This is a genomic window from Pseudomonas abyssi (genome assembly GCF_002307495.1).
Taxonomy (GTDB): Bacteria; Pseudomonadota; Gammaproteobacteria; order Pseudomonadales; family Pseudomonadaceae; genus Halopseudomonas; species Halopseudomonas abyssi.
The window spans coordinates 221,015-235,253 of record NZ_NTMR01000011.1 but is presented as its reverse complement, the minus strand read 5'-3'; the positions used below and the strand labels follow the sequence as shown (position 1 = coordinate 235,253).

Sequence of the window (14,239 nt, the reverse complement as noted above, 5' to 3'; positions counted from 1 at the left end):
GGGGGCTGGTCTCGTTGGAGCGCACCATGTCACTTGCCCGCCTGTCTCTACTGACAACCCTCGCGATGTTGGCGTTTGCCGGCAACTCGGTACTCTGTCGCATGGCATTGCGCGATACCGCGATCGACCCGGCGAGCTTCACCAGCCTGCGTCTAGTCTCCGGCGCAGCCGTACTCTGGCTGCTATTGCGCTGCCGCAGTCAACCCGTGGTGGCTAGCGGCAACTGGGGTTCGGCCATCGCACTGTTCGTCTACGCCGCCGCCTTTTCCTGGGCCTACATCCAGCTCGATGCCGCCAGCGGCGCCTTGCTGCTGTTTGCTGCGGTACAGGTGAGCATGCTCGGCATTGGCCTACTGCGCGGCGAACGGCTCGGTGTACTGCAGACCGGCGGTTTCTTGCTGGCGCTGGCTGGCTTGGCTGTCCTGCTGCTGCCCGGCGCCAGCGCGCCGCCGGCAATGCCCGCGTTGAGCATGCTGAGCGCGGGTGTCGCTTGGGGGCTGTATTCACTGCGTGGACGCGGTGCCACCGACCCGCTGGCGGCCACGGCCGGCAACTTTGCCCGCGCGGTCCCGGTGACTCTGCTGCTGACGCTGCTCACGCTGCCAAGGCTGACGCTCGACACCAACGGAGTGCTCCTCGCGCTGGCATCAGGCGCCTTTACCTCCGGGCTGGGCTACGCCATCTGGTACGCCGCGCTCCCCGGTTTGCGCGCCAGTGCCGCAGCCAGCGTCCAGCTCAGCGTGCCGGTGATCACCGCCGTTGGCGGCCTGCTGCTGCTTGGTGAAACACCAAGCGTGACGCTGGCACTGGCGTCGCTAGCAATTCTGGGCGGTATCGCACTGGTGATCGCGGGTCCCAAACCAGCCAGCCGCTAACTCCGTTGGCACTGGCGTTGGCGGGCCTGCTTCATGCACCATACCCGGACCGCTGATTACGCCCAAAGGATTACCGCCATGAAGTTATCCTCACGCCCGTTTCGCGGGTTGATCGGCTTGGGTTTGTTAACGCTCACCGCCTTGATCATCGCCTGCAGCGAGATACCCCAATACCCCCACAGCGAGCCTGCGGTATCGCCGCAACAGAGCTTTGCCTATCAGCGCGACATCAAACCCCTTCTGGAAAATCGCTGCATGGCTTGCCACGGCTGCTACGACGCACCCTGTCAGCTCAAGCTGACCAGCGCCGACGGCGTCAAGCGGGGCGCCTCACAGCAGCAGGTCTACAATGCCATGCGCCTGGAGGACATGCCGCCAACCCGCCTGGGTACCGACGCACAAAGCGAGGCCCAGTGGCGTGAGCAGGGTTTCTTCTCGGTACTGCACGATGCCGATCAGGGGGCCGCCGCGGGGCTCAACGGCTCTTTACTGTTCCGCATGCTTGAGCTCGGCCAACGTAACCCGCTGCCCGCCAACAGCCGCCTGCCGGACGAGATCAAGATCGGCACTGCCCATAGCTTCAGCTGCCCCACCCTGGATACCTTTGCTGACTACGCCCAAGCCAACCCGCACGGCGGGATGCCGTACGCCACCACCGGTTTGAGCGCCGACGAGTTTGCCCGCCTGAGCCAGTGGATTGCCGAAGGCGCCGTCACCGAACCCATGCCCTGGCAGCCCTCAGCCGCCGAGACCGCCAGCATTGAGCGCTGGGAAAACTTCTTCAACCAGACAGGCCGACGCGAGCACCTGGTCGCCCGCTATCTGTTCGAGCACCTGTTTGTGGCACACATCCACTTCCCGACCATCAATGGCAGCAGCTTCTACGAGCTGGTGCGCTCCAGCACGCCGCCGGGCGAGCCGGTGGTGCCGCTGCGCACTGTGCGGCCCAATGACGCTCCGGAGCAGGCTTTTTACTATCGGCTACGGCCCCTGCGCGAAACTCTGGTAGAGAAAACCCACATCACCTACGGCCTGGACGATCAGCGCATGCAGCGCTGGCAACAGCTATTTCTGGGCGACGACTGGGACCTGGCGGTGCTGCCCGGCTACGGTTACAGCGAACGCGCCAATCCCTTCGCTACCTTCATCTCCATTCCGGCCAAGGCACGTTACGAGTTCATGCTGGATACCGCAGAGTACTTTGTTCGCACCTTCATTCGCGGCCCGGTGTGCCGCGGACAAGTGGCGACTGACGTGATTCGTGATCACTTCTGGGCCATTTTCGAGGACCCGGCTCAGGAAGCCTACGTCAACAATCCGCTGTATCGCAGTCAGACCACACCGCTACTGGGCCTGCCGGGCCAGGACAGCGACCTGTTGGACCTGGGCAGCGCCTGGCTGAAGTACAGCAGCAAGCGCAACCAGTATCTGCAACTGCGTCACCAGCACTACGGACAGCGCAAAACCGGCGGTGCGACCCTGGATGAGCTGTGGGATGGTGACGGCTACAACCAGGACGCGTTGCTAACCATTTTCCGCCATCACGACAGTGCCTCGGTACGCAAGGGGCTGTGGGGCAAGGTGCCCGATACGATCTGGGTCATGGATTACCCGCTGCTCGAGCGCACCTATTACGAGCTGGTGGTCAACTTCAACGTATTCGGCAGCCTCTCGCATCAGGCCCAGACCCGCCTCTACTTTGACCTGATCCGCAACGGTTCGGAGCAGAATTTCCTACGCTTCGTCCCTGCCGCACAACGTCGGGCTCTGTATGACCAGTGGTATCAGGGGCATGCGCAGCTCAAGGACGCGATTGCCTACACCGACCTGGATCGCAATACACCCACCGCCCTGGACTACGGCGACACCCAGGGCAACAACGCAGCCGTGATGCGGCGCTTTGCTGTGCTGCTGGCCGAGCGTGCCGGAGCCGTTTCCGGCACACCGGACACCCTGAACCGCTGCCCGCAGAATAACTGCCAACGCCCCGACCTCGGGCCCGAGCAGCAGAAAATCCAGCGCTTGCTGCAGCCACTGGCTCAAGGCACCGGTGCCACCCTGCCGGTGATCCAACAGCTGCCGGAAGTCAGCTTTCTGCGCATCACCAGCGCAGAGCAACGCTGGGTGTACAGCCTGGTGCACAACCGCGCGCACACCAACGTCGCGTTCATGTTCGGCGAGAAGGATCGCCTGCAACCCGAGCGCGATGATCTGACCATCATGGAGGGCACCCTCGGCAGCTACCCCAACTTCAGTTTTGACGTGGAGCTGGAAGCACTACCGGACTTTGTCGCTGCTCTGCAAGCAGCCCGGACTGCTGAGCAACTGCACAGCATCGCTGACCGCTGGGGCGTGCGCCGCACACACCCGCAGTTTTGGGAGATCTTGTCTGACTTCCGTCAGTACGTAGAAGAAACTGATCCGACCCAAGCGGGTCTATTCGATATCAACCGTTACCAAAACCTGTAATCACGGCAAAACCAAAGCGCCCGGCACGCCGGGCGAATTGGTTTACACTCAAAGCTGACCTATGGACCTTGTCGCCTCGGCGACCCTGCTGGAGGGAATCCCATGCCCAACCCCTCAATCCGCTACCTGCTGCCGATTGCCCTTGGCGCAGCGCTCGGCGCCTGCGCCAACAACAGCAACCAGGCAGACGGCGCCGGTGAACAGCCCGACACCCTCGAAGAACAGGTGACACCTCGTACCAGCCTGGTCACCGGCTCAATCGGCTACCGTGAACGCATCGCCCTGCCTCCGGGCAGCGTCGCTCAGGTAAAACTGTCTGATGTTTCACGCGCAGATGCGCCCGCCGCAGTGCTGGCCGAGCAGACCATCACCCTGATCGGCACGCAGGTACCAGTGCCCTTCGAACTGGACGTTGAGCCCCGAATGTTCGATGCTCGCCTGCGCTACAGCGTCTCGGCGCAGATCCGCGATGCTGCAGGACAACTGCTGTGGACCACCGATACCAGCAACCCTATTGACGTCACTCAGCAGGTCAACAATATGGGGCTGCTGACCATGATCCAGGTGAATGGGCGCGTTGCGGACGACGCGCAGATTGTAGACGTCAGCGCACTGCTGCCGCTGCGGGCCGGAGGCAACGAGCCCGGCTGGACGCTGGAGATGGACGCCCAGCGCATCGCCCTCAACCGCCAGGGACAGACTGCGACACAGCTGACGCCCACCCCTACCGCCACCATGGCCGGTGAGAGCTACCAGTTTGATGCCAGCAATCAAAACAACCAGCTGCGAGTCGACGTGACCCCGCAGCTATGCCGTGACAGCATGACCGGCATGCCACACCCCTATCAGGTAACGGTGCACAGCGGCGAGACTCCGCTGACAGGCTGCGGAGGTTCACCACAGAGCCTGCTCACGGCCCAACCCTGGCAAGTCGTCAGCATCAACGGCGCTGCGGTTGATCCGGAACATCCGGCTACCCTGCAATTCAACGCCGACGGCCTGTTTGGTGGCCAGGGCGCCTGCAACCAGTTCACCAGCAGCTATCAGCTTGATGGCGAAAGCCTCAGTACCAAAGCGGTCGCGGCCACCCTGCGGGCCTGTATGGACCCGCTGATGCAACAGGACCAGCAGATGTTTGACCTGCTGCAACACCTGCACCGCTTTGATCTGGACGAACAAGGCAATCTGCTGCTGATCAGCAGCGATGACCGGCGTATCGTCGCCAAACCGCAGGAATAAGTCCGGGCGTGCGACCTGGCCAATTGGACAGCGCCGCACGCTTGGTGCATCATGCCGCGCCAAAGACCCTGCACCACGCAGGGTCATCGCCAGTAAAAGGTGTTCATGATGAGCGATCTGCCCCACTGCCCTGCCTGCCAATCAACCTATACCTACCAGGATGGCCTGCTGTATGTCTGCCCGGAATGCGCGCACGAGTGGTCGGAAGATGAGCAAAGCAATGACAGCAAAACCATCACTGATGCCAACGGCAACCCGCTGAGCGACGGGGACAGCGTCACCGTGATCAAGGACCTGAAAGTCAAAGGTTCTTCTCTGGTCGTCAAGGTGGGCACCAAAGTGAAGAACATTCGCCTGGTAGACGGCGATCACGACATCGACTGCCGCATCGACGGCATCGGCCCGATGAAGCTCAAGTCCGAGTTTGTCAAAAAGGCCTGAGGCCGCGGCACAGCACTAGCGACTGAATCGCACATGTCTGCGCAGCGGACTGTCCCCGCGCCAGACAAAGCCCTCGTAGTAGTAATGCATGAACGACACCACAAGCACGACCGCCGCCACCGGCCAGTAGTGCTGCAGATTGTTCAGCGGCCAGGCGATGGCAACCGAACACAACGGCAACCAGAGCAGCGGCACCCAGCGCCCGCGCGGCAACCAACGGTATAACCAGCCAGGCTCACCCCCCTGGTTGCGGTTGCGATCATGGGTGATGTACACGCTGTACGCGGTCAGGTCATGGATCAGGCGCGGCATCAAAATCACGAACAGCGTGTAGCCGAGCCGATCGATCAACAGTGCCGAGAGCAACAGCAGCGCGTTGGCCCACAGGTAGGCGCGCCCCAGTCGCCCCTCAGTCAGCCGCGCCAATTGCCAGGTCAGCAACATCAGCGCCGCGCATAGCAGAGCGCCAGCCACACCCAGCAGCTGGTAGAGGTCTACCCCTGCAATCTGCACCCGCCCAAGAAATTGCTGGCCGTACACGTTGAGGTAAATGGCCAAACCGCTGACGATGGCCGTCCACTTCCAGCGCAAAAACAGCGCATCCGGGCGTAGCCCGGCCAGTACCAGCCCGATCCCTAACTGCTGCGACAGCACGTGATACACCGTGAAAGCAGCGAAGAAGACGAAAAGCACCTGATAACTCAGCGGCTGCGGCCCCAGTAGCCCCAGCAGGCTGATAGCGCAGAACACCAGCAATGCAGGTAACAGGCGCCGCCAGAAGTGGCCGATGTAGGCCGGTTTAGCAACAGTTAGCGCGCTGGCCACAATGTGCGGCAGCCCGAACAGTAGCGCCCACACAGCCCAATCGTTGGGGTCATCCGGAAGCCATTGCTGCTGCCAGTGACGACCCAAAAGCAGCAGGTCGGCCAGCACCACAAGCAGTGACAGAGGAATGATCAGATACAGCGCCAGCAGCCAGCGACCGTCAACGCTATGGGGAATGGTGTGGGGGTGCACAAGAAACCTGCCTTGGTTGTTTCTCGCCACTTGACCACAGGCTGACGCCTGCGCCCATCACCCGTAGTGGTTAGCAACCGGGCAACACCGATTAGGTAGAAACATCACGTGAAGAGACCAGCGCCCAGAAGGCAGCGCGCCAGTCCAGCAGGTGGGGCCTGCTGTGCAAAGCGTGGGCGCCGGTAGCCTTCGACCTCAGGCAAGCCTGAGGTCGAGAGCACAGGCAAACTACTTGCTGAGGTGCTTCATGCCGTCTTCCAGACCCTGCAAGGTCAACGGGTACATCTTGTCTTCAATCAACTCGCGAATCAGCTTGGTCGACGAGGTGTACTCCCAGGCATCCTTGGGATACGGATTGATCCAGATGAGCTTCTTGTATTTTTCCATGAAGCGCTGAATCCAGACGTAGCCCGCCTCCTCGTTCCAATGCTCCACGCTGCCACCCGGCTGGGTAATCTCGTAAGGCGCCATGGCCGCGTCACCGACAAACACCACCTTGTAGTCCGGCCCGTACTTGTGCAGCAGGTCCAGCGTCGAGGTACGCTCGCTGGTACGGCGCATGTTGTTCTTCCAGACTGACTCGTAAATGCAGTTGTGGAAGTAGTAGTACTCCAGATGCTTGAACTCGGTACGGCAGGCGGAAAACAGTTCTTCGCACACCTTGATGTGTGCATCCATTGACCCGCCGATATCAAATAGCAGCAGCAGCTTGACCGCGTTGCGCCGCTCCGGCCGCATCTGGATATTCAGCAGGCCCGCATCCTTGGCGGTGTGGTCAATGGTGCCATCGATATCCAGCTCGTCTGCAGCGCCCTGACGGGCGAATTTGCGCAGACGCCGCAGCGCCACCTTAATGTTGCGCGTACCCAGCTCCACCTGATCATCCAGGTTCTTGTATTCGCGCTGATCCCAGACCTTGACTGCCTTGCCCTGGCGTTTGCCGGCGTCTCCGACTCGAATACCCTCAGGGTTGAAACCACCGGAACCAAACGGGCTGGTACCACCGGTGCCGACCCATTTGTTGCCGCCTTCGTGGCGCTCTTTCTGCTCTTCGAGGCGTTTCTTAAATTCTTCGATCAGCTTGTCCAGACCACCAAGGGTCTGGATCTTGGCCTTCTCTTCCTCAGTCAGCATGCGCTCGAACTCCTTGCGCAGCCAATCATCGGGAATCATCGCCTCAATCAGCTGATCGAGGTTTTCCAGCCCCTTGAAATAGGCACCAAAGGCACGGTCGAACTTGTCGAAATGGCGTTCATCCTTGACCATGACCGTGCGCGCCAGATAGTAAAACTCGTTCATATCGGCGAACACCACATGGTGCTTCAGCGCATTGATCAGATCGAGCAGCTCGCGAACCGACACCGGTACCTTGGCTGCACGCATTTCATTGAACAGGCCCAGTAACATCGGGCACCCCCTTGGCAGGTTGTTGAAAAACGCGGGCGATGCGGCCAGCGCCGGGTTCAGTTACCAGGCTGCTATTGGATGGTCGCGCTCGCTCCGCAGGTCGATTTTCAACCGCCTGCTAGCGGTTCTGGCGACGGGTCATGAAGGCCAGACGTTCCAGCAGCTGGACATCCTGCTCATTCTTGACCAGCGCGCCGTAGAGTGGCGGAATCGCCTTGGTCGGGTCGCGATCACGCAGCACCGCTTCGGGAATCTGGTCAGCCATCAGCAGCTTCAGCCAGTCAACCAGCTCGGAGGTAGACGGCTTCTTCTTGATACCCGGCACCTTGCGTACATCGAAAAAGATATCCATGGCTTCGGACAGCAGCGCACTCTCGATCTTAGGGAAGTGCACTTCCACAATCTTCTTCATGGTGTCGCGATCGGGGAAAGCGATGTAGTGGAAGAAGCAGCGGCGCAGGAAGGCGTCTGGCAGCTCTTTCTCGTTGTTGGAGGTAATGATGATGATCGGACGCTGCTTGGCCTTGATGGTCTGATTGGTCTCGTAGACATAGAACTCCATCTTGTCGAGCTCTTGCAGCAGGTCGTTCGGAAACTCGATGTCGGCCTTGTCGATCTCGTCAATCAGCAGAATGGCGCGTTCTTCCGACTCGAAAGCCTCCCACAGCTTGCCTTTCTTGATGTAGTTGGCGACGTCGTGAACCTTGTCGACACCGAGCTGCGAGTCACGCAGGCGGCTGACGGCGTCGTACTCGTACAGGCCCTGGTGCGCCTTGGTGGTGGACTTGATGTGCCAGGTAATCAGTTTGGCGCCCATGGACTCGGCCAGTTGTTCAGCCAGCATGGTTTTACCGGTGCCCGGCTCACCCTTGATCAGCAGCGGGCGTTCCAGTGTGATAGCGGCGTTAACCGCCAGTTTCAGGTCGTCGGTAGCGACGTAGGACTGAGTACCTTCGAACTTCATCGGATATTCCTTGGGCCGGAGCCGTGTTAAACCAGAAAAAAGATCGAAAACTATAGCCTGTGCCTGTTTGCACTGTAAACGCGGGCTACGGGAACCAAAGCCCGGCTGATGCCGGGTTATCAGTCACTGCGAGATAGATTCAGGCGCTGTTACTGGTCCGCGTCGACTCGTTCGAAGCGGCTGGTAAACGCCTCAACAAAGGCATTTCGCAAAATATTGAAAAACGCCTGCCAGGCGCTGACATCAGGGGAGCGGACGGAGCCCTCCAGGTCTACACGGGTGGCAAATTGATCGGCCTGCTGGTTCTGCAACAGTTGCTGTCCGCCCCCGACAACGGCTTCCCACAGCCCGCGAACCAGGCTCTTTTCCGGGTTGCGCAAATCTTGCTGCACGTCAAAGATGTCCGCACCGCGCACCAGCGGCTTGATATAGCCCTGCATCTGACCGTCGCGAACCTCCGCTTCCAGGACAAGATCGCCGGTGCCTGCGTTGAAATCAAAGCGCCCATAAGCGGTCGCAAAGTCATTCAGTCGCGGTAGCTCGACATCGGTTACGCGCAGGCGCATATCCGCATTCTCCCAGTCCCCCAAGGGATCGAAGCGCGAGGAAAACTGCACAGGTGCGTGCGCAAGCAACAGGCCCTCGCCTTCCAGGTCCGCATCACGCGCGCCTTCGCGCTGCTCAGCGTTGGTCAGGTTGTGGGCGGTCAGGTGCAGTTGATTGACGTACAGATTGACCGGCGGCTCGGAGTGAAAATTACGGAAGGCCACTTCACCATCGTAGACTTCTACCCGATCCAGCCGCACCGGAATCAGCTCCTGCAACGCCTGACGCCAGCCTACGCCCTGCCCCGTCTGCTTCTGCTCATCGCTATCGCCGTCGACAAAGTTCAGCTGCGGGGAGTAGAGGTCTACTTCAGCGACGATACTGCCGCTTTCCCAGAACGGGCGCAGACGCATCTTGATATCAGTACGCGGCAGTCGCACAAAAGGCACCTGCTGCTCACCATCCACCTTGACGATATTCAATTGGTTGAGCCGATAAGCCCCACGCCAGAGCACAATATCAACGTCTTCAACATGACCGCGATAATCGCCCATATCGGCCATCTTGCGGTTCATGAGGTCCTTGATGAAATAAGGCAACAGCAGGTGCACCGCCAGCAACAGCAGCGCCAGTAGCACCAGAAAAGACCAACCTAGCTTGGATCGACGTGTCATGCCCAATGGACCAGCGCAGTCGCCCAGGGTTCAGCCAATTGACGTTAATACCTGCCCAGCATAGGCTGATTGGCCCACCCTGCAGCCATTGTTTACAAGGAGTCGCCATCATGAGCCGCATATTCGCAGACAACTCCCAGGCCATCGGCAACACGCCGCTGGTTCGTATCAACCGCCTTGGTCCGAAGGGCGTCACCATTCTCGCCAAGATCGAAGGCCGCAATCCCGCCTACTCGGTCAAGTGCCGTATCGGCGCGAGCATGATCTGGGATGCCGAGTCCAGCGGACGGCTCAAGCCCGGCATGACCATCGTCGAGCCGACGTCCGGCAACACCGGCATCGGCCTGGCCTTCGTCGCCGCCGCGCGCGGCTACAAACTGGTGCTGACCATGCCCGCCTCAATGAGTCTGGAACGCCGCAAGGTACTCAAGGCACTCGGCGCCGAACTGGTGCTGACGGAGCCGGCCAAAGGCATGAAGGGGGCAATCGACAAGGCGCAGGAACTGACCACCCAGCACCCGGACACCTACGTGCTGCTGCAGCAGTTTGAAAATCCGGCCAACCCGGCAATCCACGAAAAAACCACCGGCCCCGAGATCTGGAAAGATACCGACGGCGCCATTGATGCCCTGGTCGCCGGCGTTGGCACCGGCGGCACCATCACCGGGGTATCGCGCTACATCAAGCAGAGCTGCGGCAAACAGATCATCTCCATCGCCGTCGAGCCCAGCTCCTCGCCGGTGATCACCCAAACCCTGCAGGGCGACGAAGTCAAACCCAGCCCGCATAAGATTCAGGGCATCGGCGCCGGCTTTGTCCCCGCCAACCTGGATCTCAGCCAAGTCGACCGGGTCGAAAAGGTCAGCGACGAGGAAGCCAAGGACATGGCCCTGCGGCTGATGCGCGAAGAAGGCATCCTGGTGGGCATTTCCTGCGGCGCAGCCATGGCCGCCGCGGTGCGGGTGGCCGAAGAGCCAAGCATGCAAGGCAAAACCATTGTCGTCATCCTGCCCGACTCGGGCGAGCGCTACCTGTCCTCAATGCTGTTCACCGACCTGTTTACCGAGCAGGAAACCGTTCAGTAAGCGCCAGCCCATCGAACAACACCGTCGCCCACCGCGACGGTGTTGCCGCGCAGGCAGCCAACTGGCTATGCTGCGAGCTTTAGCCCCTCAGCTCGCAGGCCCTCCATGCCCCAATCCTCAGACCAGATAGCCCAGCAGATACTGTCCGGCTTCGATCGCTACCGCCGACTCTTCCGCGACCTTACCTCCGGCGCCCGGGCGCGCTTCGAGCAAGCGCGCTGGAACGATATCCAGGAAGCGTCCACCTTGCGCATCAATGCCTATGAGGAACAGGTGCAGGAAACAGCCGACGGGCTGGCGGGCAGCACCTTCGGCCCCCAGATACTGAGCGTCGACGCCTGGCCGGGCATTCGTGAGGCCTATATCCAGCTGATTGATCAGCGCTTTGACGACGAGCTGGCCGAAACCTGGTTCAACTCCATCTTTTGCAGCCTGCACCAGCACGACCAGATCAGCGACGACACCATGTTCGTGCATAGCACCCGCCCGGTCACCCGTCCGCCGTCGCGCATCGCGCTGACGCGCGGTTTCATCTCCGAAGGGTCACTGCAAGGGCTGGCACACCAGATTCTCAGCGAGTACAGCTTCGATGCGCCCTGGGAGGACATGACCCGTGATGTAGGCATGATCGTCAACGAGCTGCAGCAGGGCTTGCCCGACTGGGCACAGATGGACCGCGGATTGACCGCCGAAATGGTACAAAGCGTCTTTTACCGCAACAAAGGCGCCTACCTCGTCGGCCGACTCATCAGCCAGCACGAACAATGGCCCTTTGTTCTGCCGCTGGTGCATCGGGAAAACCGCGGCATCAGCGTCGACACCGTCATCACTGACGAGTCGGAAGTCTCAATCATCTTTTCCTTTACTCGCTCCTATTTCATGGTCGAGTGCGCAGTACCCAGCGAGCTGATTGGTTTCATCAAGCAATTGATACCTGGCAAGCACCTGGCCGAGCTGTATACCGCCATCGGGTTCTACAAGCAGGGCAAGTCCGAGTTCTACCGCGCGCTGATTGCTCACCTGGCCAACTCCGACGATCGCTTCATCATGGCGCCCGGCGTGCGCGGCATGGTGATGAGCGTATTCACCCTGCCCGGCTTCAATACCGTGTTCAAGATCATCAAGGACCGCTTTGCGCCGTCCAAGAACATCGACCGCGCCACCGTTATCGAAAAGTACCGACTGGTAAAGCGCCACGACCGCGTCGGTCGCATGGCCGACACCCAGGAGTTTGCCGACTTCCGCTTCCCCCGCGACCGCTTCGACCCCGAATGCCTGAAAGAGCTGCTGGAGGTGGCGCCCTCGACAGTGGTAGAAGAAGGCGACAGCATCCTGATTCGCCACTGCTGGACCGAGCGCCGGATGACCCCGCTGAACATCTATCTGGAACACGCCAGCGAAACGCAAACGCACGATGCCCTGCTCGACTACGGCAAGGCAATCAAAGAGCTGGCCGCGGCCAATATCTTTCCTGGCGACATGCTGCTGAAGAACTTCGGCGTCACCCGGCACGGGCGCGTGGTGTTCTATGACTATGACGAGATCAGCTACCTGACCGAAGTTAACTTCCGCGTCATTCCAGAACCGTTGTACCCGGAACAGGAGCTGGCCTCCGAGCCCTGGTACTCGGTGTCGCCCAATGACGTCTTTCCGGAGGAGTTCCCGGTATTTCTGTTTGCCGATATTCGTCACCGCCGCCAGTTCGCCGGCATGCATGGCGACCTGTTTGAGGCCAGCTACTGGAAAAGCCTGCAGGCCCAGATCGAAGCGGGTCAGGTGATCGACGTCTACCCCTACCGCAGAGCGGCTGCAACGCCCTGAAACCGGGGTTTTACGCGGGCTTAAAAAAAATGTGGAACAAGGGTGTGATTTTCTGAATCTGACGTATACTCAATGCTGTTTATTCGCGTCCAAGGACGGCTGTCAAGATCCCTTGACTTGTTGTACTGAAAGGCGCAGAGTGAGCGCGTAGGTTTTCAAGAGATAGAGTTGTAGGCTGCAAACGCACTTCTCAGTACGTAAGTTTGTCATCTCGTAATCTTTGATTCCCACGCTTAATTGAGTGAAAGCTCAAGTATTTCAATCTGATAGGAATTAGCTGAAATGGCAACTGGTACAGTCAAGTGGTTCAACGACACTAAAGGTTTTGGTTTCATCACTCCGGATGGCGGTGGAGACGATCTGTTCGCTCACTTCTCCGAGATCAAGGTTCAGGGCTTCAAGTCCCTGGCTGAGAACCAGAAAGTGTCTTTCGACGTGACCACTGGTCCGAAGGGCAAGCAGGCTGCAAACATTCAGATCATCGGCTAATCCGATGCGCTGAAGAAAACCCGGCTCCGGCCGGGTTTTTTATTGCCTGAACATCAGCCAAAAAGCACTCGCCTCCTTCGCCCCAACGGGCTACCCTATGCGCTATTGCATAGGCTATCCAACCTCCCGCTCCCGTCCTGGGCAGCCCCTGGATGCCGCAACTTGATCACCTCTACCACCCTCGCCCGATGACCTGACCGTCTGCGGCGAGCAGGACAGTCTTTCACAGGGGGCCACCAGTGGATACCACGGTCAGCAGTCAGAACCCGGATGCACTCAAAGTCATCATTTTCCGCGCGGCAGAAGCCATCGTCAGCGAGCTTGGCGCATCGCAACTCACCTTTGCCAGCCTGAGCGAACGCAGCAAGATCGAAGAAGCCACCCTGCAGCAGATGTTCCCGGACCGGGATGCCCTGCTGACCGCCATGATTGAATACCGCCTTGAGCGCTTCCGTGTCCGCTGGGGTGCATACGAGAGCGTGCTGCCCGATGAGCCGATGCGCGAACTCAAGGCGTTGCTGCTGAGCAACATGAGCGAGTCAAGCGAAGAGAAGAACCTGGACTCGGCCATCTTTGCCGCCGCCGCCAGCAACCCGGCCCTGCTGCAAACCAGTGCCGACAACGTCGAAGGTCTGTTCGATATTCTTGAGAAGTCGCCGCTGGGCCTGGCTCAGGCGGCGATTCTGTTCTTCTCGGTACGTGGCTATCGTCTGTTTGAGCAATTGGGCATGTGCCCGATGACCGATGCCCAGCGTACCGAGTTTCAGGAGCAGGTCATGCGCCTGGCGCGCATGATGCACGAGCAACGCAACGGCGAGTAAGCCGGGCTCAGGATTCGGCCGGAGCCTGCTCTTCGGCCGGATGCGTGCGGCGCCACCAGCGCGTCGCCACGACCCGAACAGCGGCGTAAACCAGCCAGCAAACTGCTGCGATCGACAGCGTAATGCTGATCTCAGCCAAAGCGCGGGGGCCGTTATCACCGGTCGACAAAATCGTATCGAGCAAATAGATGAGAAACGCGGGGGCATACCAGCCGCCGCCCTGCTCTACCGGCATCGGCGTAAACAGCAGCACAGCCATGATCACGCACAACGGCTCGCGTACAAACCACCAGCGCGCCAACGCGGTCATCTTCCACCAGACCAACCAGCAACCACCGGCAGCGGCCAGATAGACCCACCAAACTGACTGATACTCTGCTTCATTGAACAT

13 protein-coding genes are annotated in these 14,239 nt (G+C 60.0%); 8 read left to right on the top strand and 5 right to left on the bottom strand.

Annotated elements, in window-relative coordinates; translation table 11 throughout:
- Positions 1-26 precede the first annotated feature (26 nt).
- From CNQ84_RS10180 to CNQ84_RS10165, 4 genes are all read left to right on the top strand, one after another.
- On the top strand, positions 27-875 hold the full coding sequence (locus CNQ84_RS10180) for a DMT family transporter (protein ID WP_096004758.1): 849 nt from the start codon (positions 27-29) through the stop codon (positions 873-875).
- Positions 876-953: 78 nt separating this feature from the next.
- Complete coding sequence (locus CNQ84_RS10175) at positions 954-3,344, top strand: fatty acid cis/trans isomerase (protein ID WP_096004757.1); 2,391 nt, start codon at positions 954-956, stop codon at positions 3,342-3,344.
- A gap of 102 nt (positions 3,345-3,446) precedes the next feature.
- Positions 3,447-4,583: a YbaY family lipoprotein gene (locus tag CNQ84_RS10170; protein WP_096004756.1), complete on the top strand. Its 1,137-nt coding sequence runs from the start codon at positions 3,447-3,449 to the stop codon at positions 4,581-4,583.
- A gap of 108 nt (positions 4,584-4,691) precedes the next feature.
- A complete protein-coding gene (locus CNQ84_RS10165) occupies positions 4,692-5,024 on the top strand; it encodes a zinc ribbon domain-containing protein YjdM (RefSeq protein WP_096004755.1) in 333 nt (110 codons plus the stop codon).
- Positions 5,025-5,039: 15 nt separating this feature from the next.
- On the opposite strand, the gene CNQ84_RS10160 is transcribed toward CNQ84_RS10165, so the two are convergent.
- The 4 genes from CNQ84_RS10160 to CNQ84_RS10145 all read right to left on the bottom strand — a co-directional run bounded on the left by CNQ84_RS10160 (position 5,040) and on the right by CNQ84_RS10145 (position 9,632).
- Positions 5,040-6,041 (bottom strand): hypothetical protein, encoded by a 1,002-nt coding sequence (locus tag CNQ84_RS10160; protein ID WP_096004754.1) that lies wholly within the window; start codon positions 6,039-6,041, stop codon positions 5,040-5,042.
- A 228-nt stretch (positions 6,042-6,269) separates the two neighbouring features.
- Positions 6,270-7,448, bottom strand: coding sequence for a vWA domain-containing protein (locus tag CNQ84_RS10155; protein WP_096004753.1), 1,179 nt, complete (start codon positions 7,446-7,448; stop codon positions 6,270-6,272).
- Positions 7,449-7,566: 118 nt separating this feature from the next.
- Entirely contained in the window at positions 7,567-8,412 is an 846-nt protein-coding gene (locus tag CNQ84_RS10150; protein ID WP_096004752.1) for an AAA family ATPase, read from the bottom strand.
- A gap of 149 nt (positions 8,413-8,561) precedes the next feature.
- On the bottom strand, positions 8,562-9,632 hold the full coding sequence (locus CNQ84_RS10145) for a DUF748 domain-containing protein (protein ID WP_096004751.1): 1,071 nt from the start codon (positions 9,630-9,632) through the stop codon (positions 8,562-8,564).
- A 110-nt stretch (positions 9,633-9,742) separates the two neighbouring features.
- Between CNQ84_RS10145 and cysK the strand changes: the two genes are divergently transcribed.
- From cysK to CNQ84_RS10125, 4 genes are all read left to right on the top strand, one after another.
- Complete coding sequence (gene cysK, locus CNQ84_RS10140; RefSeq protein ID WP_096004750.1) at positions 9,743-10,717, top strand: cysteine synthase A; 975 nt, start codon at positions 9,743-9,745, stop codon at positions 10,715-10,717.
- 105 nt (positions 10,718-10,822) lie between these two features.
- Positions 10,823-12,538, top strand: a complete 1,716-nt coding sequence (aceK, locus tag CNQ84_RS10135; protein WP_096004749.1) for a bifunctional isocitrate dehydrogenase kinase/phosphatase — start codon at positions 10,823-10,825, stop codon at positions 12,536-12,538.
- A gap of 282 nt (positions 12,539-12,820) precedes the next feature.
- Complete coding sequence (locus CNQ84_RS10130) at positions 12,821-13,027, top strand: cold-shock protein (RefSeq protein WP_083727464.1); 207 nt, start codon at positions 12,821-12,823, stop codon at positions 13,025-13,027.
- Positions 13,028-13,266: 239 nt separating this feature from the next.
- A complete protein-coding gene (locus CNQ84_RS10125; RefSeq protein ID WP_096004748.1) occupies positions 13,267-13,848 on the top strand; it encodes a TetR/AcrR family transcriptional regulator in 582 nt (193 codons plus the stop codon).
- A 7-nt stretch (positions 13,849-13,855) separates the two neighbouring features.
- On the opposite strand, the gene CNQ84_RS10120 is transcribed toward CNQ84_RS10125, so the two are convergent.
- Positions 13,856-14,239 (bottom strand): MFS transporter, encoded by a 384-nt coding sequence (locus CNQ84_RS10120; protein WP_096004747.1) that lies wholly within the window; start codon positions 14,237-14,239, stop codon positions 13,856-13,858.